This is a genomic window from Pseudomonas sp. EA_65y_Pfl1_P113 (assembly GCF_963970525.1).
GTDB classification, from domain to species: Bacteria; Pseudomonadota; Gammaproteobacteria; order Pseudomonadales; family Pseudomonadaceae; genus Aquipseudomonas; species Aquipseudomonas tritici.
The window spans coordinates 1-25,317 of record NZ_CAXAQM010000023.1 but is presented as its reverse complement, the minus strand read 5'-3'; the positions used below and the strand labels follow the sequence as shown (position 1 = coordinate 25,317).

Annotated in this window: 16 protein-coding genes and 1 pseudogene; 7 read left to right on the top strand and 10 right to left on the bottom strand. The window is 61.2% G+C overall.

Annotation, left to right across the window (positions count from 1 at the left end; all coding sequences use genetic code 11):
• Positions 1-357: 357 nt before the first annotated feature.
• Complete coding sequence (locus AACY52_RS19870; protein ID WP_339415857.1) at positions 358-1,365, top strand: substrate-binding domain-containing protein; 1,008 nt, start codon at positions 358-360, stop codon at positions 1,363-1,365.
• Between the two features lie 69 nt (positions 1,366-1,434).
• Positions 1,435-2,550, top strand: a complete 1,116-nt coding sequence (locus AACY52_RS19865; RefSeq protein ID WP_339506363.1) for an alcohol dehydrogenase catalytic domain-containing protein — start codon at positions 1,435-1,437, stop codon at positions 2,548-2,550.
• Between the two features lie 75 nt (positions 2,551-2,625).
• On the opposite strand, the gene sohB is transcribed toward AACY52_RS19865, so the two are convergent.
• The gene (gene sohB / locus AACY52_RS19860) at positions 2,626-3,651 is read right to left on the bottom strand and encodes a protease SohB (RefSeq protein ID WP_339415853.1); all 1,026 of its coding nucleotides are present in this window, start codon (positions 3,649-3,651) and stop codon (positions 2,626-2,628) included.
• A 193-nt stretch (positions 3,652-3,844) separates the two neighbouring features.
• Here sohB and AACY52_RS19855 point away from each other — a divergent pair, with 193 nt between their 5' ends.
• Together AACY52_RS19855 and AACY52_RS19850 are read left to right on the top strand one after the other, a co-directional pair.
• The gene (locus tag AACY52_RS19855; RefSeq protein WP_339415851.1) at positions 3,845-4,555 is read left to right on the top strand and encodes a histidine phosphatase family protein; all 711 of its coding nucleotides are present in this window, start codon (positions 3,845-3,847) and stop codon (positions 4,553-4,555) included.
• 56 nt (positions 4,556-4,611) lie between these two features.
• Complete coding sequence (locus AACY52_RS19850; RefSeq protein ID WP_005788868.1) at positions 4,612-4,926, top strand: SCP2 sterol-binding domain-containing protein; 315 nt, start codon at positions 4,612-4,614, stop codon at positions 4,924-4,926.
• Positions 4,927-5,049: 123 nt separating this feature from the next.
• On the opposite strand, the gene AACY52_RS19845 is transcribed toward AACY52_RS19850, so the two are convergent.
• Both AACY52_RS19845 and AACY52_RS19840 read right to left on the bottom strand, forming a co-directional pair.
• On the bottom strand, positions 5,050-7,686 hold the full coding sequence (locus tag AACY52_RS19845) for a glucosidase (protein ID WP_339415849.1): 2,637 nt from the start codon (positions 7,684-7,686) through the stop codon (positions 5,050-5,052).
• Between the two features lie 69 nt (positions 7,687-7,755).
• Positions 7,756-8,337 (bottom strand): annotated as a pseudogene (locus tag AACY52_RS19840) (OprD family outer membrane porin); the annotation flags it as partial.
• A gap of 252 nt (positions 8,338-8,589) precedes the next feature.
• Here AACY52_RS19840 and AACY52_RS19835 point away from each other — a divergent pair.
• Positions 8,590-9,966, top strand: coding sequence for a VOC family protein (locus tag AACY52_RS19835; protein WP_339439163.1), 1,377 nt, complete (start codon positions 8,590-8,592; stop codon positions 9,964-9,966).
• Positions 9,967-10,121: 155 nt separating this feature from the next.
• On the opposite strand, the gene AACY52_RS19830 is transcribed toward AACY52_RS19835, so the two are convergent.
• Complete coding sequence (locus AACY52_RS19830) at positions 10,122-10,346, bottom strand: DUF465 domain-containing protein (RefSeq protein WP_339415846.1); 225 nt, start codon at positions 10,344-10,346, stop codon at positions 10,122-10,124.
• A 175-nt stretch (positions 10,347-10,521) separates the two neighbouring features.
• On the opposite strand from AACY52_RS19830, the gene tkt reads away from it, so the two are divergent.
• On the top strand, positions 10,522-12,585 hold the full coding sequence (gene tkt / locus AACY52_RS19825) for a transketolase (protein ID WP_339415844.1): 2,064 nt from the start codon (positions 10,522-10,524) through the stop codon (positions 12,583-12,585).
• Between the two features lie 53 nt (positions 12,586-12,638).
• Here tkt and uvrA read toward each other — a convergent pair whose 3' ends face one another.
• The 6 genes from uvrA to lexA all read right to left on the bottom strand — a co-directional run bounded on the left by uvrA (position 12,639) and on the right by lexA (position 22,695).
• A complete protein-coding gene (uvrA, locus tag AACY52_RS19820) occupies positions 12,639-15,158 on the bottom strand; it encodes an excinuclease ABC subunit UvrA (protein WP_339415843.1) in 2,520 nt (839 codons plus the stop codon).
• The gene (locus tag AACY52_RS19815) at positions 15,155-16,867 is read right to left on the bottom strand and encodes an ATP-binding protein (protein WP_339415841.1); all 1,713 of its coding nucleotides are present in this window, start codon (positions 16,865-16,867) and stop codon (positions 15,155-15,157) included. Before AACY52_RS19815 ends, uvrA begins: the two co-directional genes overlap by 4 nt.
• Before the next feature lie 108 nt (positions 16,868-16,975).
• Positions 16,976-20,068, bottom strand: a complete 3,093-nt coding sequence (locus tag AACY52_RS19810) for an error-prone DNA polymerase (RefSeq protein ID WP_339415839.1) — start codon at positions 20,066-20,068, stop codon at positions 16,976-16,978.
• The gene (locus AACY52_RS19805) at positions 20,044-21,456 is read right to left on the bottom strand and encodes a DNA polymerase Y family protein (RefSeq protein WP_339415838.1); all 1,413 of its coding nucleotides are present in this window, start codon (positions 21,454-21,456) and stop codon (positions 20,044-20,046) included. The genes AACY52_RS19810 and AACY52_RS19805 overlap by 25 nt, the downstream gene beginning before the upstream one ends.
• 7 nt (positions 21,457-21,463) lie before the next feature.
• Positions 21,464-22,078, bottom strand: a complete 615-nt coding sequence (gene imuA, locus AACY52_RS19800; RefSeq protein ID WP_339436613.1) for a translesion DNA synthesis-associated protein ImuA — start codon at positions 22,076-22,078, stop codon at positions 21,464-21,466.
• Positions 22,078-22,695: a transcriptional repressor LexA gene (gene lexA / locus AACY52_RS19795; RefSeq protein WP_339415835.1), complete on the bottom strand. Its 618-nt coding sequence runs from the start codon at positions 22,693-22,695 to the stop codon at positions 22,078-22,080. The genes imuA and lexA overlap by 1 nt, the downstream gene beginning before the upstream one ends.
• A gap of 202 nt (positions 22,696-22,897) precedes the next feature.
• On the opposite strand from lexA, the gene AACY52_RS19790 reads away from it, so the two are divergent.
• On the top strand, positions 22,898-25,317 hold a 2,420-nt coding region (locus AACY52_RS19790; RefSeq protein WP_339560719.1), incomplete at its 3' end, for a DUF6531 domain-containing protein.

The following is a 25,317-nucleotide window of genomic DNA, read 5'->3' as shown; positions in this document are numbered from 1 at the left end:
TGTCTTGGGGAAAGACGACTGGGAGGCTCCGAGAGGGTGTTCATGCAAATCCTGCAATGACAAAAGGATCTGAATCGTACAGGCGAATCCGAACCTCTCCACAACCCAAACTATTACAAGATCTGTAAAACCTGCCAAATTAATACGACCACATGATCATCAATTGAAATTAATATCACGCGAAAACATTAAAAATAAGGCAATAACCTCATAAAAAATCCAATAATTTGCAATATTAGGCCTATTTTCAGGTTTCATGCGAAAAAATTTGACTGATCAGATTTTCATTTGCTAAACATATGATCACAACAAGGCAATGCATGAACGACTGACCACAACAATAAATAGGTGCTCATCATGAAACCTGGTTCGACCATCGCCGCCGCAGCGGCCCTCACCCTACTCGCCAGCAGCCTCGCCCTGGCCGCCGACGGCAAGACCTACAAGGTCGGTGCCGCGGTCTACGGCCTCAAGGGCCAGTTCATGCAGAACTGGGTACGCGAGCTCAAGGAACACCCCGCCGTCAAAGACGGCACCGTGCAACTGACCGTATTCGACGGCAACTACGACGCACTGACCCAGAACAACCAGATCGAAAACATGGTGACCCAGCGCTACGACGCCATCCTGTTCGTGCCCATCGACACCAAGGCCGGCGTGGGCACCGTCAAGCAAGCCATGAGCAACGACGTGGTGGTCATCGCCTCCAATACGAAAGTAGCCGATGCCTCCGTACCCTATGTGGGCAACGACGATGTGGAAGGCGGCCGCTTGCAGGCACAAGCCATGGTCGACAAGCTCAACGGCAAGGGAAATGTGGTGATTATTCAGGGCCCGATCGGCCAGTCGGCGCAGATCGATCGGGAAAAAGGTGAACTGGAAGTGCTGGGCAAGCACCCGGACATCAAGATCATCGAGAAAAAGACCGCCAACTGGGACCGCGCCCAGGCCATGACACTGACTGAAGACTGGCTGAACGCCCACCCCAAAGGCATTAACGGCGTGATCGCGCAAAACGATGACATGGCCCTAGGCGCCGTACAGGCACTGAAATCCCACGGCCTGACCGCCAAGGACGTACCGGTCACCTCCATCGACGGCATGCCAGATGCGATCCAGGCGGCGAAAAAAGACGAAGTCACCACCTTCCTGCAGGATGCCCAGGCTCAATCCCAAGGCGCGCTGGACGTGGCCCTGCGTGCACTCGCCGGGAAGGACTACACACCACAATCGGCGATCTGGGAGCGCTACGCCAAAGACGTGAAATGGGCCGATGGCACCGCGAAGAACTACATCTTGCCCTGGGTGCCCGTGACTAACGCCAACGCCGACGCGCTGTACAAGCAAGTCAGCGGCGCCAAATAAACCATTGCCGGTTGATCGCTCCCGTGTCCGCACGGGAGCGATGAGTTCACTTTTGCCCCGAGGCCCGCCATGTCCACCGTTACCGAACGTTCGCAAGAACAACTATTCCCGATCATCCCGAAAACCATGCAGGCAGTGGTCTGTTATGGCCCGGAAGATTATCGTCTGGAAACCGTCGATGTACCTGTGCCCGGCCCTGAGGAAATCCTCACCAAGGTCGAGCTGTGCGGCATCTGCATGGGCGATATCAAGACCTATCGCGGCGCGCCCTCGTTCTGGGGCGATGCCGAGCAGCCGCGCTATGTGAAACCGCCGATGATCCCCGGCCACGAATTTGTGTGCCGTGTGGTCGCCCTGGGCCCCGGCGCGGAAAAACGCGGTGTGAAGGTCGGTGATCGGGTCATTTCCGAGCAGATCGTACCGTGCTGGGGCTGCCGCTTCTGCAATCACGGCCAGTACTGGATGTGCCAGAAACACGACCTGTATGGCTTCCAGAACAATGTGCAGGGCGCCATGGCCCAGTACATGATTTTCACCAAGGAAGGCATCATCCACAAAGTCCCGGACGCCATCGCTCCGGACGAAGCCATCTTGATCGAACCTCTCGCCTGCTCGCTGCATGCCGCCGAGCGCGCCAATGTCGACTTCGATGACGTGGTGGTAGTCGCTGGCGCTGGTACGCTGGGGCTGGGCATCATCGGCGCAGTGCGCATGCGTAATCCGAAAAAACTTATCGTGCTGGACATGAAACCCGAACGCACCGCGCTCGCCCTACGCATGGGCGCGGACGAAGTGTGGAACCCGGCGGACGTTGACGTGCTGGCGAAGATCCGTGAAATCACCGACGGCTACGGCTGCGACATCTACATCGAAGCCACCGGCCATCACAAAGCGGTCAACCAGGGCCTGGCGATGCTGCGCAAGCTGGGGCGTTTCGTTGAGTTCAGCGTATTCAATGACGAGGCGACGGTGGATTGGTCGATCATCGGCGACCGCAAGGAACTGGACGTGCTCGGCTCGCACCTGGGGCCCTACATGTACCCACGCGCCATCGACTTCATCGGCAACCGCAAGATCGACATGCGCGGCGTAGTCACCCACACGTTCGCCCTGGCAGACTTCAAGGAAGCGTTCGCAGTGATGGAGCGCGGCGACAAGTCCCTCAAGGTCGTACTCGAGCCTTAACCGTCACCGCCAAACCAATGTGGGAACGGGCTTGCTCGCTCCCACAATGGATTCAACTAAACGCTCAGAATCGAGTTACCAAAATCGCTGCTGGGTCAACCGGCTCCACCAGGTCAGCAGAACCCGGTCTACCGAGCCACTCGCCGCCAGGCCAACCCGCTCCTGCAAGCTCTTGCGCTCGGCGTAGTGCAGGTGGAACACCTCGGCGGTCTTGGCCTTGGTGGCCAGGTATTCGTCGCTGGTTTGCAGCTCATCGACCAATTGCTTGTCGAGCGCAGCAACACCCAGCCACACTTCTCCGGTCGCAACATCATCGATTGCCAACTGCGGGCGATAACGCGAGACGAAATTCTTGAACAATTGGTGAGTGATGTCCAAGTCTTCCTGGAACTTCTCGCGGCCCTTCTCAGTGTTTTCGCCAAACACCGTGAGGGTGCGCTTGTATTCACCCGCGGTCAGCACTTCGAAGTCAATGTCGTGTTTTTTCAACAGGCGGTTGACGTTGGGCAACTGCGCCACCACGCCAATGGAGCCAAGGATGGCAAACGGTGCACTGATAATCTTCTCGCCAATGCACGCCATCATGTAACCGCCGCTGGCTGCGACCTTGTCGATGCACACGGTCAACGGTACGCCCGCCTGACGGATACGCGCCAGTTGCGAAGACGCCAAGCCGTAGCTGTGGACCATGCCGCCGCCACTTTCCAGGCGCAGTACGACTTCGTCCTTTGGCGTGGCCAGGCTCAGCAGTGCGGTGATTTCATGGCGCAGGCTCTCAGTGGCCGAAGCCTTGATATCGCCGTCGAAATCCAACACAAACACCCGTGGCTTGGCCTCGGCTTTCTGTTTGCCTTTCTTCTTTTCAGCCTTGCCTTCGGATTTTCGCAACGCCTTGAGCTGGTCTTTGTCGAGCAGGCTCGACTCCAGGCGCTCACGCAGGCCCTTATAGAAATCATTGAGCTTGCTGACCTGCAACTGGCCGGCGGATTTGCGACGACCTTTGCTGCGCAACGCCGCGAAGCTGATCAGTACCACCAGAATAGCGACCACCAGGGTAACGGTCTTCGCCAGAAAGCTCGCGTATTCGGCCACAAAATCCATAGTTCTCCTTACAAGTGCAGTGCGCCAGGCGCGGATGGCCCCAGCATACCGACGGTGCTTGCCGTGAGCCAGCGCTCAAACCGCCACCAGGCGCCCTCCAACGCACTTTTAAAACAAGCGTATGTTTTTTCATTGACAGCTTGAAGGCATCCTCATAACCTCGCCAGACTTTCAACGTACCGGGAAAACGGACGTGGGCAGCATCTATCTGATTCGACATGGCCAGGCCTCCTTCGGTGCAGACGACTATGACGTCTTGTCGCCCGTCGGCGTGGAGCAAGCGCAAGTGCTCGGTCGCCACCTGGCGGACATGGGCCTGGTGTTTGATCGCTGCGTGGCCGGCGACCTGCGCCGCCAGCAACACACCGCCACCGCCGCCTTCGAACAATACAGCGCACTGGGCCTGCCGGTACCGGCATTGGAAGTCGACAGCGCTTTCAACGAATTCGATGCCGAGGCGATCATTCGCGCCCTACTCCCTGACCTGCTCAGCCACGAACCCGAAGCCCTGGAGATCCTGCGTAATGCCGCGCAGAACCGCAGCGAATTCCAGCGCATCTTCGCCTTGATCATTGAACGCTGGCTGGCCGGCACCTATGACACGCCAGGACTGGAAAGCTGGTTGGGTTTCGTCGAGCGTGTCCAAGGCGGCCTGCAACGTATTCTTGAAGCGGCGGACAACACGCAGAAGATCGCGGTGTTCACCTCCGGCGGCACCATCACCGCCCTGCTCCACCTGATTACCCGAATGCCCGCCGCCCAGGCGTTCGAACTGAACTGGCAAATTGTTAACACCTCGCTCAACCAGCTGAAATTCCGCGGTCGCGAGGTGACACTGGCTTCCTTCAACAGCCATACCCACTTGCAACTGTTGAGGGCGCCGCAGCTCATCACCTTCCGATGAACTGCGGCCAACCGTGACCCCAAGGTCACTGGACTCTACCCTAAAGGATCGAAACCATGACTGACGTAGCCAAAGCTGTAGAAGCAATGAAAGCCAAGTTCAACCCAAGCGCTGCCGAAGGCCTGGACCTGGTGTTCGGTTTCCGTATCGACGACACGAAGAACTTTTCCCTGGTCGTCAAAGACAAGACCTGCGAGCTGCAGGAAGGCGAAAACCCGGACGCCCAAGTGACCCTGGTCATGGACAGCGAAACCCTGGAAGGCATCGTCGACGGCTCCACCGACGGCATGCAGGCCTTCATGGGCGGCAAGCTGCGCACCGAAGGCGACATGATGCTGGCGATGAAGCTGAGCGAGCTGTTCCCTTCCTGATTCACGGGTAACCCTGGATCCCTGTGGGAGCGGGCTTGCTCGCGAATGCGGTGGGTTAGTCACATATTCGTTGACTGACCCACGCATTCGCGAGCAAGCCCGCTTTTTATTGTGCGGTGTGACTCAGATTTTCGGCTGCAGCAACAACGCCACCAACGCACTCCACCCGGTCTGGTGCGACGCGCCCAGCCCACGCCCGGTCTCGCCATGGAAATACTCATGGAACAGCACCAAATCACGACTCTCCGGATCCGCCTCCAACTGCGCATACCCCGCCATCGACGGCCGCAGGCCATTTTCATCCCTTAGAAACAACCGGGTCAGCCGCTGACTGAGGCTCTCAGCTACTTCCTCCAGCGACGACAGATAACCACTGCCCGTCGGGTACTCCACCGAGAAGTTATCCGCGTAGTAACGGTGGAACTCGCGCAGCGACTCAATCAACATATAGTTCACCGGCATCCACAACGGCCCCCGCCAGTTGGAGTTACCACCGTACAAACGCGAGTCGGATTCGCCTGGCTGATAGCAGGCACTCAGCGTGGTGCCATTCATCTTCAACGCCATGGGTTGCTCGGCGAAGGCCTTGGACAAGGAGCGCACGCCAAAGGGCGCCAGAAACTCGCTGTCATCGAGCATGCGCCGCAGCAGGTCTTTGGTGCGCTCACCGCGCAACAGCGCCAGCAGCAGGCGATTGCCCTGCCCCGGCTCATTCCAGCGCGAGACCAGCTTTGCCAAGTCCGGCCGGTGATGCATGAAACCCAAGAGCCGCTCGCGCAACCCCTCCAAACGTTGATGCTCGTGCTGTTCCAGCACCAGTACGGCAAACAGCGGCATCAGGCCGACGATGGAGCGCAGGCGCACCGGCTCGTTCTGGCCGTCGGGGCGGTGCAGCACATCGTAGAAGAACAGGTCCTGCTCATCCCACAGGCCTTCGGCACTGTCGTCGACGCGGTTGATAGCGCCGGCGATGTACAGGAAGTGCTCGAAAAACTTCACCGCGATGTCGACGTAGACGACGTTACGCTTGGCCAGCTCCAGGCCGATGCGCATCAAGTCCAGGGCATAGGCCGCGACCCATGCCGTACCGTCGGCCTGATCCAGTTGGTAACCCGGAGGCAACGCGGCCGAGCGGTCGAACAAGGCGATATTGTCCAAGCCCAGGAAACCGCCCTGGAACAGGTTGCGGCCCTCGGCATCCTTGCGGTTCACCCACCAGGAAAAATTCAGCAGCAACTTGTGGAATATCCGCTCAAGGAAATCCATATCGCCTACACCGTTCAGCGTCTTGTCCTGCTGATACACCCGCCAACTGGCCCAGGCATGTACCGGCGGGTTGGCGTCGTCAAAACGCCACTCATAGGCCGGCAACTGGCCGTTGGGATGCATGAAACGGTCTTTCACCAGCAGCAACAGCTGTTGCTTGGCGTATCCCGGATCGATCAGCGCCATGGCCACCGCCTGGAAGCCCTGGTCCCACGAGGCATACCACGGGTACTCCCAGGTGTCGGGCATGGAGAGAATGTCGAAATTCGACAGGTGTCGCCAATGAGTGTTGCGGATAAGCAGGCGCTCGGGCGGTGGCGCGGGTTGCGCCGGGTCGCCGTCGAGCCATTGGTTTACGTCGAAATAGTACAGCTGCTTGGACCACAGCAGTCCGGCCAACGCCTGGCGCTGCACATTGCGCGCATCGTCGCTGGCCATGCCGTGTTGCAAAGCGGCGTAGAACTCGTCGGCCTCCTGGCGGCGCTGTTCGAACAGCTTGCGCGCGTTGACCTGCGGCGCGTCGACGGGAGCAAAACGCAGGTAGAGGGTTTTACTGTCAAGGCCGTCCAGCTCGAGAATGAAGCGCGCCGCGACTTTGGTGCCGCTGTCACGACGAATCGCCGCTTGAACACCCTCGACCACGTAATCATTGATCCCGTCCTTGAAGGGGCCTGGCGCCGGTTGCCCATGCAGCCTGGGATAGTTGCTTTCGTTCTCGCAGAACAGCCACTCCACCCCATCCTGGCCCCAGGCGCTGAGATGACGATCAGGCAGTTCATGATGGCGCGCCAGCACCGACTCTGCATCCAACGTCAACAGCGGCCTGGGCGCATCAATGGTCCAGCTCCAGTCATTGCGCGCCCACAGTTGGGGCAGCACCTGCAAGCGGGTCGGCTGGTCCGAGCGGTTCTTCACGGTGACCCGCATGAAGATGTCGTCGGGCTGATGCTTGGCATATTCGACGCTGACGTCACAGTAACGGTTGTCTGCGAACACCCCGGTGTCGAGGATTTCGTACTCGGCATCCTCCAGGCCACGGCGGGCGTTCTCACTGATCAGGTCGGCGTAGGGAAAGGCTGCGTGGGGATATTTGTAGAGCATGCGCATGTAAGCATGGCTCGGCACGCCGTCGACGAAAAAGTACAGCTCCTTGACGTCTTCGCCGTGGTTGCCCTCGGCGTTATTAAGGCCGAACAGGCGCTCCTTGATGATCGCATCGCGCTCGTTCCACAGGGCCAGGCCCAGGCACCAGCGTTGCGCCTTGTCGCTGAAACCCGCCAGGCCATCTTCGCCCCAGCGGTAGGCACGGCTGCGGGCATGTTCATGGGGAAAGTAAGACCAGGCGTCGCCGTCGGCGCTGTAGTCTTCGCGCACCGTGCCCCATTGGCGTTCGCTCAAGTAAGGGCCCCATTCGCGCCAACGCTCGGCATCCGGCGTCGCCAGGCGTTGGCCTTCGATGGTTCCAACTATTCGGGTGTCGGGTGCGGCCGCCATTGGGTCCTCCATCGCCTACCAGGTCAGAGGCAGTGTAGAGCCCAATGACGCCCGGGTGCACATGAAGACTTAGAAGATGGCGTACGTGTAGTTGAAGATCAGACGGGTTTGATCCTGATCGGCAGTGCCGGTGTTTTTACCGTGGTAGATGCCGGTACGGAAAGTGGTACCGAAGCCTTTCAGCGGACCTGGCTGCACGACGTAATCCAGGCGGAAGTCGGCTTCGTTTTCTTTCTGGTCAGGGCCGCCGGCGGCTTTCGACTTGATATCCGTACCGTCCAGGTTAGCCACGGACGCTTTCAGGCCAGCTACGTAAGCCTTGAAGTCATACGAATACTGGCCAAAGTTGATCTGCTCGCCCGCGCGGGAGAACTGGCCGACCACAGCGTCGGTGAACAGGTACAAGTCGCTGCCACCGGCGCCTTGCGCATGCGGGTCGGCCAGGCTGCCCTGGTTGACCCACACAAAGCCGCCGTCGTCACCCACACCAACGTCGTCGAGCATCAAGCTGCTGCCGCCCAATTGGTAGGTGAAGGCCGCACTGTAGGTTTTGTTGTCGACTTCGCCTGCGTGCTTGGCGTAGCCACCGTTGTTATTGAACGGGTAGCCGTTCTTGCCGTCGCTGCTGCTGTCGAAGTAGCGCAGGTCGTTGTTGGTCCCCGGACGGTTATCCGCGCTGTAGTACATGGTCCGCGAACTAATCGCCGCATGACTGTCCTCAAGGAAACCGCTGTGACCGTTACCTGTGCCCAGAGCGCCGATCCCGAAATCATCAGCGTAAGCCTGTTGTTCATTCATTTGCAGAATGAAGTCCTGAGGATTCTTCGTTTGCAGGCAAGCCTTGCGCTCAACAAACTCCAGGCAACGGCCACCCTCATCGCCATAGCCATCAGGAATTTTTCTATGCCCACCACCGCACATGTCAGCCCCGACGAGATCCGCAAGGGTTTTTCCAAGGCCATGTCCGACATGTATCGAGATGAAGTTCCTCTGTATGGCGCGTTGATGGAGTTGGTGGCCGAGACCAACACCCGTGTGCTCGACGCCGAACCGAGCTTGGCGCAGCAACTGCAACGCACCAGCGAAATCCAGCGACTGGACATGGAACGCCACGGAGCGATCCGCCTGGGCACGCCTGCAGAGCTGGCGACCATCAGCCGCTTGTTTGCGGTGATGGGCATGCAGCCAGTGGGCTATTACGACCTGACCCCGGCTGGCGTGCCCGTGCACTCCACCGCCTTTCGCGCGGTGCATGAACAGGCGCTGCAGACCAGCCCGTTTCGCGTATTTACCTCATTGCTACGCCTGGAATTGATCGAGAATTCCGACCTGCGCACCTTCGCCGAAACCGCCCTGGCCAAACGCTCGATCTTCAGCCCTGGCGCCCTGGCGCTGATCGAACAGTCGGAAAAGGACGGCGGCCTCAACCCCGTGGATGCGGATGAATTCATCCGCCAGGCGTTGGAAACCTTCCGCTGGCACCACACCGCTACCGTCACCGCCACGCAGTATCAGCAATTGAGCGGCCAGCATCGCCTGATCGCCGACGTGGTTGCCTTCAAAGGCCCGCATATCAACCACCTGACCCCGCGCACGCTGGACATCGACCAGGTGCAGGCCGCCATGCCCGGCAAAGGCATCACCCCCAAGGCGGTGATTGAAGGCCCACCGCGCCGTAATTGCCCGATCCTGCTGCGCCAGACCAGCTTCAAGGCCCTCGACGAACCCATCGCCTTCACCGACGCCAAAGGCAGCCACAGCGCACGCTTCGGCGAAATCGAGCAGCGCGGTGTGGCGCTCACACCCAAAGGCCGTGCGCTGTACGACCGACTGCTGAACGCCGCGCGCGACGCACTGGGCGCCTTCCCGAATGAGGACAACGCCGCACGGTATAGGCAATTGATGGAGCAGCACTTCCAGGCCTTCCCGGATAACTACGGGCAAATGCGTGAACAGGGCCTGGCGTACTTCCGCTACTTCGTCACCGAGCAAGGCTTGGCGGCGCGCGGCACAGCGGATCAACCGCGCACCCTGGAAGCACTGATGGTGGCAGGCCACATCGATGTGGAGCCGTTGGTCTATGAAGATTTTCTGCCGGTGAGCGCGGCGGGGATTTTCCAGTCGAACCTGGGGGATGCAGCGCAAAGCCACTACGCGGCCAATTCGAACCAAGCCGAGTTTGAAAAGGCGCTGGGGCGCCGGACGATCGATGAATTGAAGCTATACGCCGAGACTCAGCAGCGCTCTATAGACGAATGCACCCTGGCGCTGCTGGCCTGAATGAAGTACCCACCCGGCTCACCGGCGCAATCCTTACGCCGCCACAGTCCCCAGAGCCGGGTAGGCGGTGGGCATCATAGGCGGTGAAGGGAACCCAGTCCCTCAGAGAATCCTGAATAAATATGTCCGCGCCCTGTGGGAACGCGGACTGTCGCTTAAGCCAACTTTGCCGCAATCTCGTCTTTGATCAACAACCGCTTCTTCTTCAGTTTCTCCACATCCTCATCGCTGGCGCTTGCCGATTCCGCCTTCAATACCTCCTTGTCGGCGTCGTCGTATTGAGTGAGCAGCGAATCCAGGCGTTTGTCGCTCGCCCTGCGTTCGTGAACGACTTCCTTGCTCAACCCCAAGTCCTGATACAGGTCGTGTTTCACTGGCATGGCGTACCTCCGCAAGTTGATCAATGGCTTACGCCCTAGAAGCTAGACCATTGCGAGGGGTCTTGTCATGTTCGGGGTCAACACACCCCCGTTCGTCGCGGCACCGGCGATGCGATCAAACCTTCCTGGCGCCCCGCCCTCCACTGTAGATAGTCACTCGAGGGAGACCGGTTTCATGACTCATGCTGCCACCGCTGTCGACACGCAATGCATCAACACGATCCGCACCCTGGCCATGGACGCCGTGCAAAAGGCCAACTCCGGCCATCCGGGCACGCCCATGGGCCTGGCACCGGTAGGCTATACGCTGTGGAGCCGCTTCCTGCGTTACCACCCGGAACATCCCGACTGGCCCAACCGTGACCGCTTTGTGCTGTCAGTGGGGCATGCGTCAATGCTGCTGTATTCGCTGCTGCACTTGGCCGGCGTGGTCGAGATTGATGAACATGGCAAACGTTCCGGCCAGCCGGCGATCAGCCTGGACGATATCAAGCAGTTCCGACAGGCCGGTTCGAAAACCCCAGGCCACCCTGAGTACCGTATGACCACCGGGGTCGAGACCACCACCGGCCCACTTGGTCAGGGTTGCGCCAACAGTGTCGGCATGGCCATGGCCGAGCGCTGGCTGGGAAAACGCTTCAATCGCGACGCTAAGGTGTTGTTCGACTACAACGTCTACACCCTGTGCGGTGACGGCGACATGATGGAAGGCATCAGCAGCGAAGCCGCGTCGATGGCCGGGCACTTGAAGCTGGAGAACCTGTGCTGGATCTACGACAACAACACCATCAGCATCGAGGGTCATACCGAGCTGGCCTTCAGCGAGGACGTGATCAAGCGCTTCCAGGCGTATGGCTGGCACACCTTGCACGTGACCGACGCCAACGACTTGCAGGCGTTGAGCGCGGCGCTGGAGACCTTCAAGAGCAACACCGGTGCGCCCACCCTGATCGTAGTCGACAGCGTGATCGGCTATGGCTCGCCGCATAAACACAACACCGCCGCTGCCCATGGCGAGCCCTTGGGCGATGAAGAAATACGGCTGACCAAAGCGGCTTACGGCTGGCCGCAGGATTCGAGTTTCCTGGTGCCCGACGCAGCCCGCACGGTGATGCGTGATGCGCTGGTGGAGCGCAACCAGCCGTTGTATGAAGCCTGGAACCAGCACCTGTCGCAGCTTGAGCAATACGAGCCGAAACTGGCCGACGAGCTGCGCCGTATGCGCGCCGGGGAAATGCCTGAGCACTGGCAGGACGATGTGCCTCACTTCGACAGCGACCCCAAAGGCGTGGCCAGCCGTGCCGCCGGTGGCGAAGTACTGAATGCGTTTGCCGAGCAAATCCCCTGGTTGCTGGGCGGCTCGGCGGACCTGTCGCCGTCGACCAAGACCCATCTGACCTTCGAGGGCGCCGGGCGTTTCAGTGCCGACGACTACAGCGGACGCAACCTGCACTTCGGCATTCGTGAGCACGCCATGGGCGCGATTGCCAATGGCATGGCGCTGTCCTATCTGCGGCCGTACACCTCGACATTCCTGGTGTTCAGCGATTACATGAAGCCGCCGATTCGTCTGGCGGCGATCATGGAGTTGCCGGTGGTGTTTGTGTTTACCCATGACTCGATTGGCGTGGGTGAAGATGGGCCGACGCACCAACCGATCGAGCATCTCACGCAGTTACGCGCGACGCCGGGGCTGTTGACCCTGCGACCCGGTGATGCGAATGAAACCCTGGAACTGTGGAAGGTGGCCCTGGCGCAAACCCATCGACCGAGTTGCATGGTGTTGTCGCGCCAGCCATTGCCGACGTTGGACCGTACGAAGTATGCAGCGGCGTCCGGCGCGGCCAAGGGGGCTTATGTGTTGGCGGGTGGCGATGAGCCCAAAGTCCTGTTGTTGGCGACGGGCAGTGAAGTCAGCCTGGCTGTGGCGGCGTATGAGCAACTGAAAAGCGAAGGGATTGCTGCGCAGGTAGTCTCCATGCCCAGCTGGGAGTTGTTTGAAGACCAGGACCAAGCCTATCGCGACAGCGTATTACCGCCGGCAGTGAACGCTCGGGTGGTGGTCGAACAGGCGGGGCCGTTGGGCTGGGATCGGTATGTGGGGCAGAACGGGGCCAAAGTGGTCATGAACAGCTTTGGCGCGTCGGCACCGTTGGCCAAGTTGCAGGAGCAGTTTGGGTTTACGCTGGAGAATGTAGTGAAGCAAGCCAAGGCACAAATCCAACTGACCCGACACTAATCAAAACTGTGGGGGCTGGCCTGCCTGCTCCCACAGTTGATCTTCAGTGTCTGTTAGCTCAGCTCCCGGGCCAGGAACGGCGCGGTGCGGCTGGTTTTGCTTTGGGCGACTTTATGCGGCCTACCGCTGGCAACCACTGTCCCGCCCAAATCGCCTGCCCCCGGCCCGATATCAATCACCCAATCACTCTGCGCCACCACGCGCATCTCATGTTCCACCACAACCACCGTATGCCCCGAATCGACCAGCTGATTGAGCTGGCTTAGCAAGCGGTCCACATCCCGCGGATGCAGCCCCGTCGTGGGCTCATCCAGCACGTATAACGTGGCGCCCCGCGCATTGCGTTGCAACTCGGTCGCCAGTTTGATGCGTTGCGCTTCGCCGCCCGACAGCTCGGTCGCCGGTTGCCCCAGGCGCAGGTAACCCAGGCCGATATCCCGCAGCACTTGCAATGAACGCAACACACTGGGTTGTTCGGCAAACACGTCGACCGCCTGCTCCACCGTCAGCCCAAGCACCTGGGCGATGCTCAAGCCCTGCCATTTGATCGCCAACGTCTCGGGGTTATACCGCGCGCCGTGGCAGGTCGGGCATGGCGCGTACACGCTGGGCATGAATAGCAGCTCGACGCTGACAAACCCTTCACCCTCGCAGTTCGGGCAACGGCCCTTGGCGACGTTGAAGGAGAATTGGCCGGCGTCGTAATGACGTTTCCTGGCTGCCGGCGTGGCGGCGAACAGTTTGCGCACGTTGTCGAACAGCCCGGTGTAGGTCGCCAGGTTGGAGCGCGGGGTACGGCCGATGGGTTTCTGGTCCACCTGTACCAGGCGGCGGATCAGCTCGAGCCCGGCGCTGATACGTCCACCGCTGGTTTGCGGCGTGTCGTCTTCCAGGCTCGGCTCTTCGTCGCTTTCCACCACACGGCCGAGGCCGCAGCCTACCAGCTCCAGCAGCGCCTGGCTGACCAGGCTGGACTTGCCCGAACCGGAAATCCCGGTGACTGCGGTGAAGCAGCCCAGCGGAAAGTCGACGTTAAGGGCCTTGAGATTATTACGCGTCACGCCGTCCAGTTTCAGCCAGCCGGAGGGCTCGCGGCGTTCCTGATTCGACACGCGTTTTTCGGCGAACAGGTATTCACGCGTCTGCGACGCCTCCACCTGCGCCAGCCCCGCCGGCGGCCCGCTGTACAACACTTGCCCGCCATGCTCACCGGCCGCCGGGCCCACGTCGATCAGCCAGTCGGCGCGGCGCATGGTTTCCAGGTCGTGCTCCACCACAAACAACGAGTTGCCCGCCGCTTTCAAACGATCCAGCGCGGTGAACAGCGCCTCGCCATCTGCCGGGTGCAGCCCCGCCGACGGTTCGTCCAGCACATAGATCACGCCGAATAATTGCGAGCCCAACTGTGTAGCCAGGCGCAATCGCTGCAACTCTCCGGACGATAAGGTCGGTGTGCTACGCTCCAGGGACAAATAGCCCAAGCCCAATTCGGTCAAGGTACTGACCCGCTCGAGCAAGTCCTGGGCGATACGTTGTGCGGCCAGGCGTTTTTCCACCGACAGCTTCATCTTGTCCTGCCCCGCCGCCACCGGCCGCAGCAACTCGGCCAGTTGCGCCAATGACAACTGCGACAACTCACCGATATCCACCCCGGCGAACTTCACCGACAGCGCGGCCCTGGTCAGGCGTTTGCCCTCGCATAACGGGCAAGCGCTGCCCTGCATGAACTGCGAGACGCGCTTTTTCATCAACGCGCTTTGGGTGTGGGTGAAGGTGTGCAGGATGTAGCGCCGCGCACCGCTGAAGGTGCCTTGGTAGCTGGGCTCAAGCTTGCGTTTGAGCGCATCGCGGGCCTGTTCGGGGGTGAAGCCAGCGTATACCGGGACAGTGGGGGTTTCTTCGGTGAACAGGATCCAGTCGCGTTGCTTTTTCGGCAGGTCGCGCCACGGGATATCCACGTCATAGCCCAGGGTCACCAGAATGTCGCGCAGGTTCTGCCCTTGCCACGCTAACGGCCAGGACGCCACTGCGCGCTGGCGAATAGTCAAAGAGGGATCGGGCACCATCAATGCCTCGGTCACTTCGTACGCGCGGCCAAGGCCATGACATTGCGGGCACGCACCTTGCGGCAGGTTCGGCGAGAAGTCCTCGGCGTACAGCATCGCCTGGCCCGGCGGGTAACTGCCGGCGCGGGAGTACAGCATGCGGATCAGGCTCGACAACGTGGTGACGCTGCCCACTGACGAGCGCGCACTCGGCGTACCACGCTGCTGTTGCAGGGCCACGGCGGGCGGCAGGCCTTCGATGCTGTCCACATCCGGCACGCCGACCTGGTCGATCAGCCGCCGCGCATACGGCGCCACCGACTCAAAATAACGCCGCTGCGCCTCGGCATACACCGTGGAAAACGCCAGGGACGATTTGCCCGAACCCGAGACGCCGGTAAACACCACCAAGGCATCCCGTGGAATATCCACATCAACGTTTCGCAGGTTGTGTTCGCGGGCGCCGCGTACGCGGACGAAACCAGTATGTTGGGCGGTGATCGAGGGGATGTTGCGCTGTGAAGTCATGGACAACCTTGTTGGGCGGCAAGCACGCTGCGGACCCGTTGCGTCAGGGCCTCGGGGCTGTAGGGTTTGCTCAGCAGATGAATCTCGGGACTCAGCAAATGATTGCTGGAGAGAATGTCGCGGGTGTGGCCGGAAGTGAACAGCACCGCCACGGGAGGTGTTTGCGCGCGAGCCCAGTCGGCCAGGTCGGTACTCTTGACGCGACCGGGCATCACCACGTCGGTGAAAATCAGCTCCGGCGGTACACCGGCCTGTAGCATCTTCATCGCGCGGTCACCGTCTTCGGCCGAGAGCACGGTATAACCCGCCTGCTCCAGCAGTTCCACGACCGTCTCGCGCACGTCTTCGTTGTCCTCGACCACCAGGATTGTTTCATGGCCATGGGCATGCGGCAGAGGCTCGTCACAGGCGTCCTCGCACTCCTCGCCGAGGCTGCGCGGGAAATACATCTGCACCACGGTTCCGCGCCCTTCCTCACTCCACACGTCGACATGCCCGCCGCTCTGGCGCACAAAGCCAAACACCATGCTGAGGCCAAGGCCGGTCCCATGCCCGTTACGCTTGGTGGTAAAGAACGGCTCAAACACCCGCGCCAGGATCGCCGGCGGCATGCCCACGCCGATATCGGTAACAGCCAGGCGCACGTACTCACCGGGCTTGATGCTTTTACCCGCGCAATCGCCGGGGTTGAGGATGATGTTCGCGCCGGTGATATGGATCACACCCTCACCTTGCATGGCGTCGCGGGCATTGATCGCGAGGTTGAGCAGTGCGTTTTCCAACTGGTTGCGGTCGACGTTGATGCACCACGAATCCTTGGGCAACTGCACATCGATGTGGATGGTTTCCCCAAGCGCCCGTTGCAGCAGCTCGCCCAGGCCCGCGTAGATGCGTTGCGGGTTATACACCGCCGGTGACAACGGTTGGCGTCGGGCGAATGCCAGCAATTGCGATGACAGCTTGGCACCACGATCCACCGCCGCAATGGCCGCCGCGACACGTCGCTGCACCTGCACGTTGTCCGGCTCGTAGCGGGCGAGCAGGTGCAGGTTGCCGGCGATCACTTGCAGCAAGTTGTTGAAGTCGTGCGCCACGCCGCCGGTCAGGCCGCCGATGGCTTCGAGTTTCTGCGACTGGCGCAACTTATCCTCGGCGGCAGAGCGCGCCTGCACTTCGGCGGCCACACGCTGCTCAAGGTTATGGGTGAGCTCCTGGCGCACCTGCTCGGATTTCACCAGCTCGGTGGTCTCCACCACAATCGCCAACACTCCTGCGGGTTGCTGACTGTCGCCGGCGACAGGGCTGTAATAGAGATCCAGCCACACGGTTTCCGGTTTGCCGTTACGCAACAACACCAGGTCTTTGTTATTGAACGACAAGGTCCCGCCCGCCAGGCAGGTGTCCAGCACATGACGGTTGAAGTCGGCCACTTCCGGCCAGCCCAGTTCTACCGGCGTGCCCAGCAGGTACGGGTGGCGGCCACCCGCAAACACCGAATAACTGTCGTTGTAGATCATGTACCCCGCGCGGCCCCACAACATCACCATCGGCACGGGTGATGCAAGCATCATCTGCACGTTGCAGACCAGGCTGGTGGACCACTGTTCAATGGCCCCCAGCTCGGTGTCCGACCAATCGAATGCACGGATCCGCCGGGCCATTTCACCGGCCCAGCCTTCACAGCCGTGAGAGTTGGATAAAAATTGCATCGGTTGGCTCTGCGCTAAGAGAAGACGGTCGCAAAAATTTGGAGCGCGTCGGACGCGGATGGTTCATCTCTTATAATTTAGGGGGTTACGCCTCCACAAGCCCCCGCCTCAGTGAAAGTCCCGGCTGAGCACATTTATCCCTTCCAACAGTGGTGTCAGGTCGGTAAGCCGGCCGGCGATCAGGTGCCGCACTTCACCCACTGCTTCCCAGCGCCCGTCCACTTTCAGCAGGCGCGAGCCCACCAGCGCCTGGCGCTGACGCTCAGCCAGGTCGCGCCAGACCACCACATTGAGGTTACCGAATTCATCTTCCAGGGTGACAAAGGTCACACCGCTGGCGGTGCCTGGGCGCTGCCGACCGGTCACCAACCCGGCGACGCTGACGTTGCGCCCATGCTCGACCAGCATCAGCTCTTGGGAACTGCGGCAACGCCGCTTACGCAATTGCGCGCGCAACAACGCCAACGGATGCGGGCCAAGGGTGGTGCCGACCGTCGCGTAGTCAGCGTACAGGTCCTCGCCCACTGTCGGTGCCGGCAACTCGACCACGGCTTCGTCGGGGCTGGGCAGGCCGGCAAACAGCCCGAGTTGCTTGTGCACCCCCGCCACTTCCCAACGCGCCTTGTGCCGGTTACCGGCCAGGGCGCGTAAGGCACCGGAATCCGCCAGCAACGCCTGCGCACGCGCATCCAGTCCGGCGCGTTCGTCCAAGTCAGCGATGTCGCTGAACGCCCGACGTTGGCGCGCCGCTTCGATGCGCCGCCCATCTTCTTCGCGAAACCCCGAGATCATGCGCAACCCCATGCGGATCGCCGGCTGCGCACCGTCGATGGGTTCCAGGCTGCAATCCCAGTCGCTGGCCTGCACATCCACCGGGCGAATCTGCAGACGATGGCGCCGCGCATCCTGCAGGATCTGGTCGGGACTGTAGAAGCCCATGGGCCAGCTGTTGATCAGCGCACAAGCAAACGCCGCGGGTTCATGGCATTTGAGCCAGCAACTGGCGTAGGTCAGCAAGGCGAAACTGGCGGCGTGGGATTCAGGGAAGCCATAGCTGCCAAAGCCCTTGATCTGCTCGAAGAGCTGCGCGGCAAACTCTTCGCTGTAGCCGTTTTTCAACATGCCAGTGCGCAGGCGTTGCTGGTGCGGTTCCAGGCCTCCATGGCGTTTCCAGGCAGCCATGGAGCGGCGCAATTGGTCGGCCTCGCCGGGGCCATAGTCGGCGGCGACCATGGCGATTTGCATGACTTGTTCCTGGAACAGCGGAATGCCCAGGGTGCGCTCGAGCACGGCTTTCAGTTCCGGCGAGGGATAGGTCGTCTCCTCCTCCTTGTTACGCCGACGCAAATAGGGATGCACCATGCCGCCCTGGATCGGCCCCGGCCGCACGATGGCGACCTCGATCACCAAGTCATAAAACGTCTGAGGCTTGAGCCTGGGCAACATCGACATTTGCGCCCGCGACTCGATCTGGAACACGCCGATGGTATCGGCCTTGCTGATCATCGCGTAAGTAGCCGGGTCCTCCTTGGGCACCGACGCCAGGCTCAAATCCCGGTTGCGATGGCGGCGCAGCAGGTCGAAACAGCGGCGGATCGCGCTCAGCATCCCCAGAGCGAGAATATCCACCTTGAGCAGGCCGACGGCGTCGAGGTCGTCCTTGTCCCACTGGATGATCGTGCGCTCGGCCATGGCCGCATTTTCCACCGGCACCAGGGTGTCCAGCGGGTATTCGGAAATCACAAAGCCGCCGGGGTGCTGGGACAGGTGCCGGGGGAAGCCGATCAGTTGCTGAGTGAGCGTGAGCACACGACGCAAGATTGGGCTTTCGGGGTCAAAGCCGGCTTCACGCAGGCGCGCCAGGGGCGGCGTGTCGTCGCTCCAACGCCCGCAACACTCGGCCAGCGCATTGATCTGGTCCGGCGGCAAGCCCAAGGCCTTGGCCACATCGCGTACCGCGCCGGTCGCGTGGTAACTGCTGACCACCGCCGTCAGCGCTGCACGTGTGCGGCCGTAGCGCTGAAACACGTACTGCAGCACTTCTTCACGGCGTTCGTGTTCGAAGTCCACGTCGATGTCCGGCGGTTCATTTCGCTCCCTGGAGAGAAAGCGCTCGAACAACATGCTCGTCAGGCTTGGGTCGATCTCGGTGATGCCCAAGGCAAAACACACCGCCGAGTTGGCCGCCGAGCCCCGGCCCTGGCACAGGATCGAACGGCTGCGGGCGAACTGCACAATGTCATGCACCGTAAGGAAGTAGCTTTCATAGCCCAGCTCGCTGATCAGCTCCAGTTCGTTGTTGATCTGCTGCAAGGTCTTGGCGTCGACACCCTGCGGCCAACGCTGGGCGATGCCTGCTTCAGTCACGGCGCGCAGCCAGGATTGGGCGTTGTGGCCGGTGGGGACCAATTCGCGTGGGTAGTGATAGCGCAATTGGCTGAGGTCGAAGGTGCAACGGCGGGCGATGGCCTGGGTTTCATCGAGCAGCGACGCGGGGTACAGCGTGCTTAACGCCTCCAGGCAACGCAGGTGCCGCTCGCCATTAGGGTGCAGCCGCGTGCCGGCCTCGGCCACTGGCACGTGATGACGGATGGCAGTCATGGTGTCTTGCAGGGCGCGGCGACCGCGCGCATGCATATGCACATCGCCACAGGCCACCGCCGGGATTTTCAGGCTGGCCGCCAGTGCCAGGCGCTGCTCTAGGTGGCGCGCATCGTCCTGGCCGCAATGCAAATGCACCGCCAGCCACAAGCGCCCGGCAAAGGTGCGGCGCAGCCATTGGATCTCGGTTTGAGTGTTGCTGTCTTCGGCGACCCACAGCGCCAGCAGGCCGGGCAACGGTTGCTCGAAGTCTTCCAGCAGCAGGCGATAGCTGCCTTTTTCGGCACGCCGCCTGGCCAGGGTGATCAAGCGGCACAGGTGCTGGTAGCCGCTGAGGTCTTGCACCAGCAGCACCAGTTTCGGGCCGTTCTCGATGCGCATCTCGCTGCCGATAATCAGCGGCAGCGCCACCGCCTTCGCCGCCTGCCAAGCGCGCACGATGCCCGACAACGTGCATTCGTCGGTGATCGCCAAAGCGCTGTAGCCCTGGCGCTTGGCCCGTTCGAACAACTCCAGCGCACTGGATGCACCGCGCTGGAAGCTGAAGTTGGACAGGCAGTGCAGCTCGGCATAGCTCATGCAAACCAGCCTTGCAGCCACAGGCCATCGCTTTGCCCCACGGTGCGATAGGCCCAGCCTTGCTGGCCGGCGCGGGTCTGGACGAGGTAGTAATCACGGCGGATATCGGCGCCGTCCCACCAGCCGGATTCGATGCGTTCCGGGCCCATGAGGATGTGCACACCGTGATCGGCCAGCAGCGTGGGTTCGTGCAGCAGCCAGCCGGGCCGTTGTACTTTGTTCAAGGCCTGGCACGGATTTTTATCCGCCGCCGCTTGCCAGGCGCATTCTGGACGATGGTCGGCGTGAAAGCGCAGGCCCTGCACTGCCTCATCCCCCAAGCGCGCGCGCAGGCGCTCGCGCAATTGTTCCCACGGCAGGGTCTGTTGCGGGCGGTCGTCGAACAGGTCATGGCGTTGCGGCACGAACACTGGCAGGTCCTGGGCCACCAGGCGAAAGCCGCGTACCGGTGAGGTCACTTGAACGTGCTCCAGGCGGCCACGGGCCAATTCAAACAGCATCGCCGGTTCACGCTCGGCGCTGAGCAGGCCGACCTTGATCACACTGTCCGGCGCCTGGGCGTGTTCCAGGTGCAGGTCGAAACGCTGCACGCCACTGTCGCGGCCGCACAGAAACGCGGACAGATCGCCGGTCAACCGTCTTAAAGGAAACAGCAGCGCCTGGTGGGATTGCACATCGAAATTCAGCTCGATACGCACATCAAACTGGTCCGGCGGCTGGTAGAACGCCAAGGCCAGCGGCCGCTGCCCGGTCAGTGCATCCAGGTGCTTGAGCAAACTGGCATCAAAACGTCGCGCCAAGGTATGCCGGGGCAACGCCTGCACCTGGGCCAGGCGGCGCAGGCCCATGCGCGAAAGGGCCGTGGCGGCCTGTGGTTCGAGCCCGGCGCGGTCGATGGGCAGCGGCGCCAGGGCCTGCATCAGGACGTCATCGGTAACCGCCAGGCCATCATCGATATTGGCCAGCACCCGCGCGGCGGCCGGGTTGGGCGCCGCGACGATACGGTGACGAAAGCCCAGTTCGGTCAATTCCTTGCGCAAGCGCGCTTCAAACCGCGGCCACGGCCCGAACAGCCCCAGGCTCGATTCGATCTCGAACAGCAAGGCCCGCGGGTAATACAGGCTGACTTGGGAGCTGAACTGGTAGGCCCAGGCGGCGAGGAACTGTTGGTAGCGCTCGATCTCGGCAGGGTCGTATTCGGCGCTGGCAAAGGTCTTGGCCAGGGCATTCGCAGCCGTCAGGGATTGACCGGGGCGCAGGCCCAAGGCGCGGGCGGCGTCATTGACGGTTTGCAGCACGCGTTGCTGCGGCGTGCCGGCCAGCAGGGCCAGGGGTTGGTCCGGTTCGGGGTGCACACGCAGCACCCCGTCCAGCGCCAATTGCGGGAAAACAATACACACCCAGCGCATGGCAACCTCAGTGCCCCGCCAGCGCAATCGGCGCCGGATGGGCCAGGCCGCCCCGGCACTTGAGCACTCGCACCTGCGCGGGCTTGGCCTCGACCGCCAGGCGCAAGGCGGCGGGCGATGAGTTGATCGCCTCGCCCAAGGCGCGCCAGGCAAATGCCAGGGTCTGCCCGGTTTCCGCCGCGACTTGCAGGCGACGCAGCGCCCGGTCATCAGCCTTGCGCGGCCAGCACAACACCGCGCCGCAACTGCCGGAACGCAGGCATTGCTCCACTGCCCATAAGGCGTCGCGCTCCTCGGCCTGGATCACCGAGAGCAGGCGCAGATCGATCCCGGCGTTCTGCCACGCATGCGGGTAGGGCGTATGAGGCGGCGCCACCAACACAATTCGCTCCCCCGCCTTTGATAAGCGCGCCAGGGTCGGCAGCACCAGTTGCAGCTCACCCACACCGTCCTTGGCCATGAGGATTTCACTCAAGGCCGCCTCCGGCCAGCCGCCCGTGGGCAACACCGCATCCAGCGCCGCCAACCCCGTGGGATGCACACTCGCCGGCGGCGCGGCGGGTCGGCCTTTCCAGACACGCCCGCCATTGAACAGCGTGTCCAGTGCAATCACGGCGCTCATCAGCCTTGCCTCACCAAACCGCAGAACACGCCTTCGATGGCCAGGTCCTGGTCGGGCTCCACCACGATAGGCTGATACGCGGGGTTGCGCGGCAGCAGGCGCACGCTGTCGCCATTGCGTTCGAACCGTTTGATGGTCACTTCACCGTCCAGGCGCGCCACCACAATCTGCCCATTCAACGCCTCGGCACTGCGTCGTACGCCCACGAGGTCACCATCGAGGATGCCGTCCTCAATCATTGAGTCACCCTGCACCCGCAACAGATAGTCCGGAGTTTTTGCGAAGGTAGACGGGTCGAGTTGCAGGCGGCTGTGCACTTCGGCATCGGCGCCGATGGGCAAACCGGCAGCGACTCGACCGAGCACCGGCACATCCAGCCATTCCGGACGCACCGGTTGATTGAGCAGGCGAATGCCCCTGGCCTGGTTAGGGTTGACCTCGATAAACCCGGCTTCGGTCAGCGCCAGCACATGCTTGCGCGCCACGCTGCGCGAGGCAAAGCCGAACGCCTCGGCAATCTCGGCGAGGCTGGGTGGCTGGCCTTGCTGCGCGATGCGGTCACGGATAAAGGTCAGGATGGCGGTACGGCGTGGGGTCAGAGTCGTCATGGAGTACATTTGTACTCTTTTGGGAAATTTCTGACAATAGCCGCCAGTCGCGTGGAGGAAGGACGAGCGTTGTCGAAACGTCCCACGTGATGGTCGGATTACCTCTACTCCCCTCCCCTGAAAAGGTCCGCAAAGTCCTTCGCCTGAATACACAGTGCGAGGGATTGCAGATGGCGTTTTTTGTGTGGGCCCCAGCTGATGGGGCTGCTTCATGATAGGCCTAACCAGCCAAGCTATTGGCTATTTGGTGCTGGCCACCATGGATTCGAAGGCGCGAGACGTCGAAGCCGTTATCAGCGACTTCAAGCGCTGCCTTAATCACTACGACGCCTGGGCCGAGAATTTTTTCAGCTTTTCGGCATTGGATATCGAACAGGTATTCAAGGTCGGGGATGAAGTGACGCTGGTCGCGCCGATCAGCCCTTCGCTTTTTCCCAGCACCACCACCGCAACCTGCCAGGCCAACGGCACGCTGACCCTGGTGCATATGTTCCAGAGTTCACGGTTCGTGCCCATTGGCAGTACGCCCGTGATGGTGCAACGCATCGACCCCAACGGTGGCCCGCTGGGTGAGCCGATCCATAAGACGATTGGCCCCAGCGGCATTCTCGAAATCACAGAATGTGATCGCAACCAGCAGTACCGGGTCAGCTTCTACCCCACTGTTTCCAAAGCGCATTTCAAGGCGTTGTACGCCTCTTATCAGTCGGTTATCGCACCGCTGGAAGGTTGGCTGCGCGCGGAATGGAGCAGCACCTTCGAGCCGCTGTGGAAGGGTTATTCCGAAGCCAACTTCCTCAAGCGCTACCTCTCACTGCATCAAGGCTATGCCCGCGGGTTTGGTGAGGCGTTGCATTCGCTGTGGGACACCATCAAGCAGCTGTTTCAGTGGCTCTCAGACCCGCTGGGGCATGCCGAAAAACTTCTGCATTACCTGTCTCAGGACCAATTTGAACAGCTGCTGAAACTCGGCACCGAAAGCATCGCTAAGGGCTTGTTAGTGCTGAGCGATGAGCCGCTGCTGTTTATCTATCTGTCGGCGATGGTCAGCTGGATGCGCCTGTTGCCGCCGGCGTACATGAACGAGTTGCTGGGGGAAATCAGCGCCGAGGTATTGATCAATTTGTTGCTGAGTCTTGCTACTGCCGGGATGGGCATGGCGGTGCGCATGAGTGCGAAGGTGCTGGGGGGCATCAAGTCTCAGCGAGCGGGCAGGTGGTTGGAACATATGGCTGGGCAGTTCGGGAAGGCACGCGTGGAAGACCATGCAGAGCTGGCCAAACCGATTCTGCTGGGGGGGCCGGCGACGCCGATCAGGGTGATTCCGGATGTGCCGCTGAAGGTTGGGGATCAGGTGGTTTCCAATCCGGTGCCGATGGTTAGGGACAAGGTGGAACAGCGGACGGTGTTGGTGCGAAAGGAACCTGTCGACGATGCCCCTGCGGTTGCGAAAAACCCAGCTGGCGATGCGACGGCTTCTTCGGATAAGACCGCAACCAATGGCTGCCCGGTGTCGATGGTCACTGGCGAGGAACTGCTGACACTGACCGATGGCGCACTGGACGGGATTTTGCCGTTCGAGTGGACTCGGTTGTACCGCACCAGTGCGGTGGAAGTGGATTGCGGGCTGGGGTTTGGCTGGAGTCATTCGCTGGCGCATCGGCTTGCTGTTTCCGGTGACTCGGTGGTGTGGACGGATCATGAGAATCGCTCGACTACCCTGCCCTTGCCGACAGTTTCTCGGCCCGCGATCACCAACAGTCTTGCCGAAGCGGCGATCTACTTGGGGTCTTTGCCTGATGAGTTGGTGCTGGCTCAGGCATCGCGTTTCTACCATTTTCGCGACGGTGTGCTGACTGCGATCAGCGATGCGTATGACAACCGGTTGCGCATTTTTCGCAATTATCTGGGGCAGATCGAGCGGCTGGACAACGGCGTCGGGCGCTCGTTGTTTTTGCGCTATGCATCGGGCCGCATTGTCGCGGTGGATTACCAGGTTGAGCGGGCTGTGGATGACGGTCCGTTTGTCTGGGTGACGGAGCAGAAGGTTGTTTCCTATGCCTATGACGATGCCGGTCGGTTGGTTTCAGCGACCAATGCTGTAGGCGAAAGTGAGGTTTATCGGTACGACGATCAGCACGTCATTCTTGAGCGCGGACTGGCCGGTGGGGCGAGCTTCTTTTGGGAATGGGAACGGTCTGGTAAGGCGGCGCGGTGTGTCCGGCATTGGGCGAGCTTTTCGCAGATAGACACGCGGTATGTGTGGGATGACAACGGCCAGGTCACGGTTCATAACGCCGATGGCAGCCAGGAAGTCTACGTGCATGACCAGCGGGCGCGGCTGGTACAGCGCGTGGACCCGGATGGTGCCGAGCACTTCAAGTCCTACGATGACAAAGGCCGGCTGACGGTTGAGCAGGATCCTCTCGGCGCGATAACAGCCTACCAATACGACGACGCTGGGCGCTTGGTGGCAGTGTTTCCAGGGGATGATGAGCCGACTTCCTACGAGCATGACAATGGCTTCGTACGGGTTGTAAGGCGGGGTCTGGCGGTTTGGAAATACGAGCGCAATGATCAGGGCGACGTTACGCGTAGGACCGATCCAGACGGACACTCCACGGACTACAG

Bases quoted from the DNA above. Each gene is read 5' to 3' on its own strand.
- AACY52_RS19870 (WP_339415857.1), top strand. From the start codon at position 358: ATGAAACCTGGTTCGACCATCGCCGCCGCAGCGGCCCTCACCCTACTC.
- AACY52_RS19865 (WP_339506363.1), top strand. From the start codon at position 1,435: ATGTCCACCGTTACCGAACGTTCGCAAGAACAACTATTCCCGATCATC.
- sohB (WP_339415853.1), bottom strand. From the start codon at position 3,651: ATGGATTTTGTGGCCGAATACGCGAGCTTTCTGGCGAAGACCGTTACC.
- AACY52_RS19850 (WP_005788868.1), top strand. From the start codon at position 4,612: ATGACTGACGTAGCCAAAGCTGTAGAAGCAATGAAAGCCAAGTTCAAC.
- AACY52_RS19845 (WP_339415849.1), bottom strand. From the start codon at position 7,686: ATGGCGGCCGCACCCGACACCCGAATAGTTGGAACCATCGAAGGCCAA.
- AACY52_RS19835 (WP_339439163.1), top strand. From the start codon at position 8,590: ATGCCCACCACCGCACATGTCAGCCCCGACGAGATCCGCAAGGGTTTT.
- AACY52_RS19830 (WP_339415846.1), bottom strand. From the start codon at position 10,346: ATGCCAGTGAAACACGACCTGTATCAGGACTTGGGGTTGAGCAAGGAA.
- tkt (WP_339415844.1), top strand. From the start codon at position 10,522: ATGACTCATGCTGCCACCGCTGTCGACACGCAATGCATCAACACGATC.
- uvrA (WP_339415843.1), bottom strand. From the start codon at position 15,158: ATGACTTCACAGCGCAACATCCCCTCGATCACCGCCCAACATACTGGT.
- AACY52_RS19815 (WP_339415841.1), bottom strand. From the start codon at position 16,867: ATGCAATTTTTATCCAACTCTCACGGCTGTGAAGGCTGGGCCGGTGAA.
- AACY52_RS19805 (WP_339415838.1), bottom strand. From the start codon at position 21,456: ATGCGCTGGGTGTGTATTGTTTTCCCGCAATTGGCGCTGGACGGGGTG.
- imuA (WP_339436613.1), bottom strand. From the start codon at position 22,078: ATGAGCGCCGTGATTGCACTGGACACGCTGTTCAATGGCGGGCGTGTC.
- lexA (WP_339415835.1), bottom strand. From the start codon at position 22,695: ATGTACTCCATGACGACTCTGACCCCACGCCGTACCGCCATCCTGACC.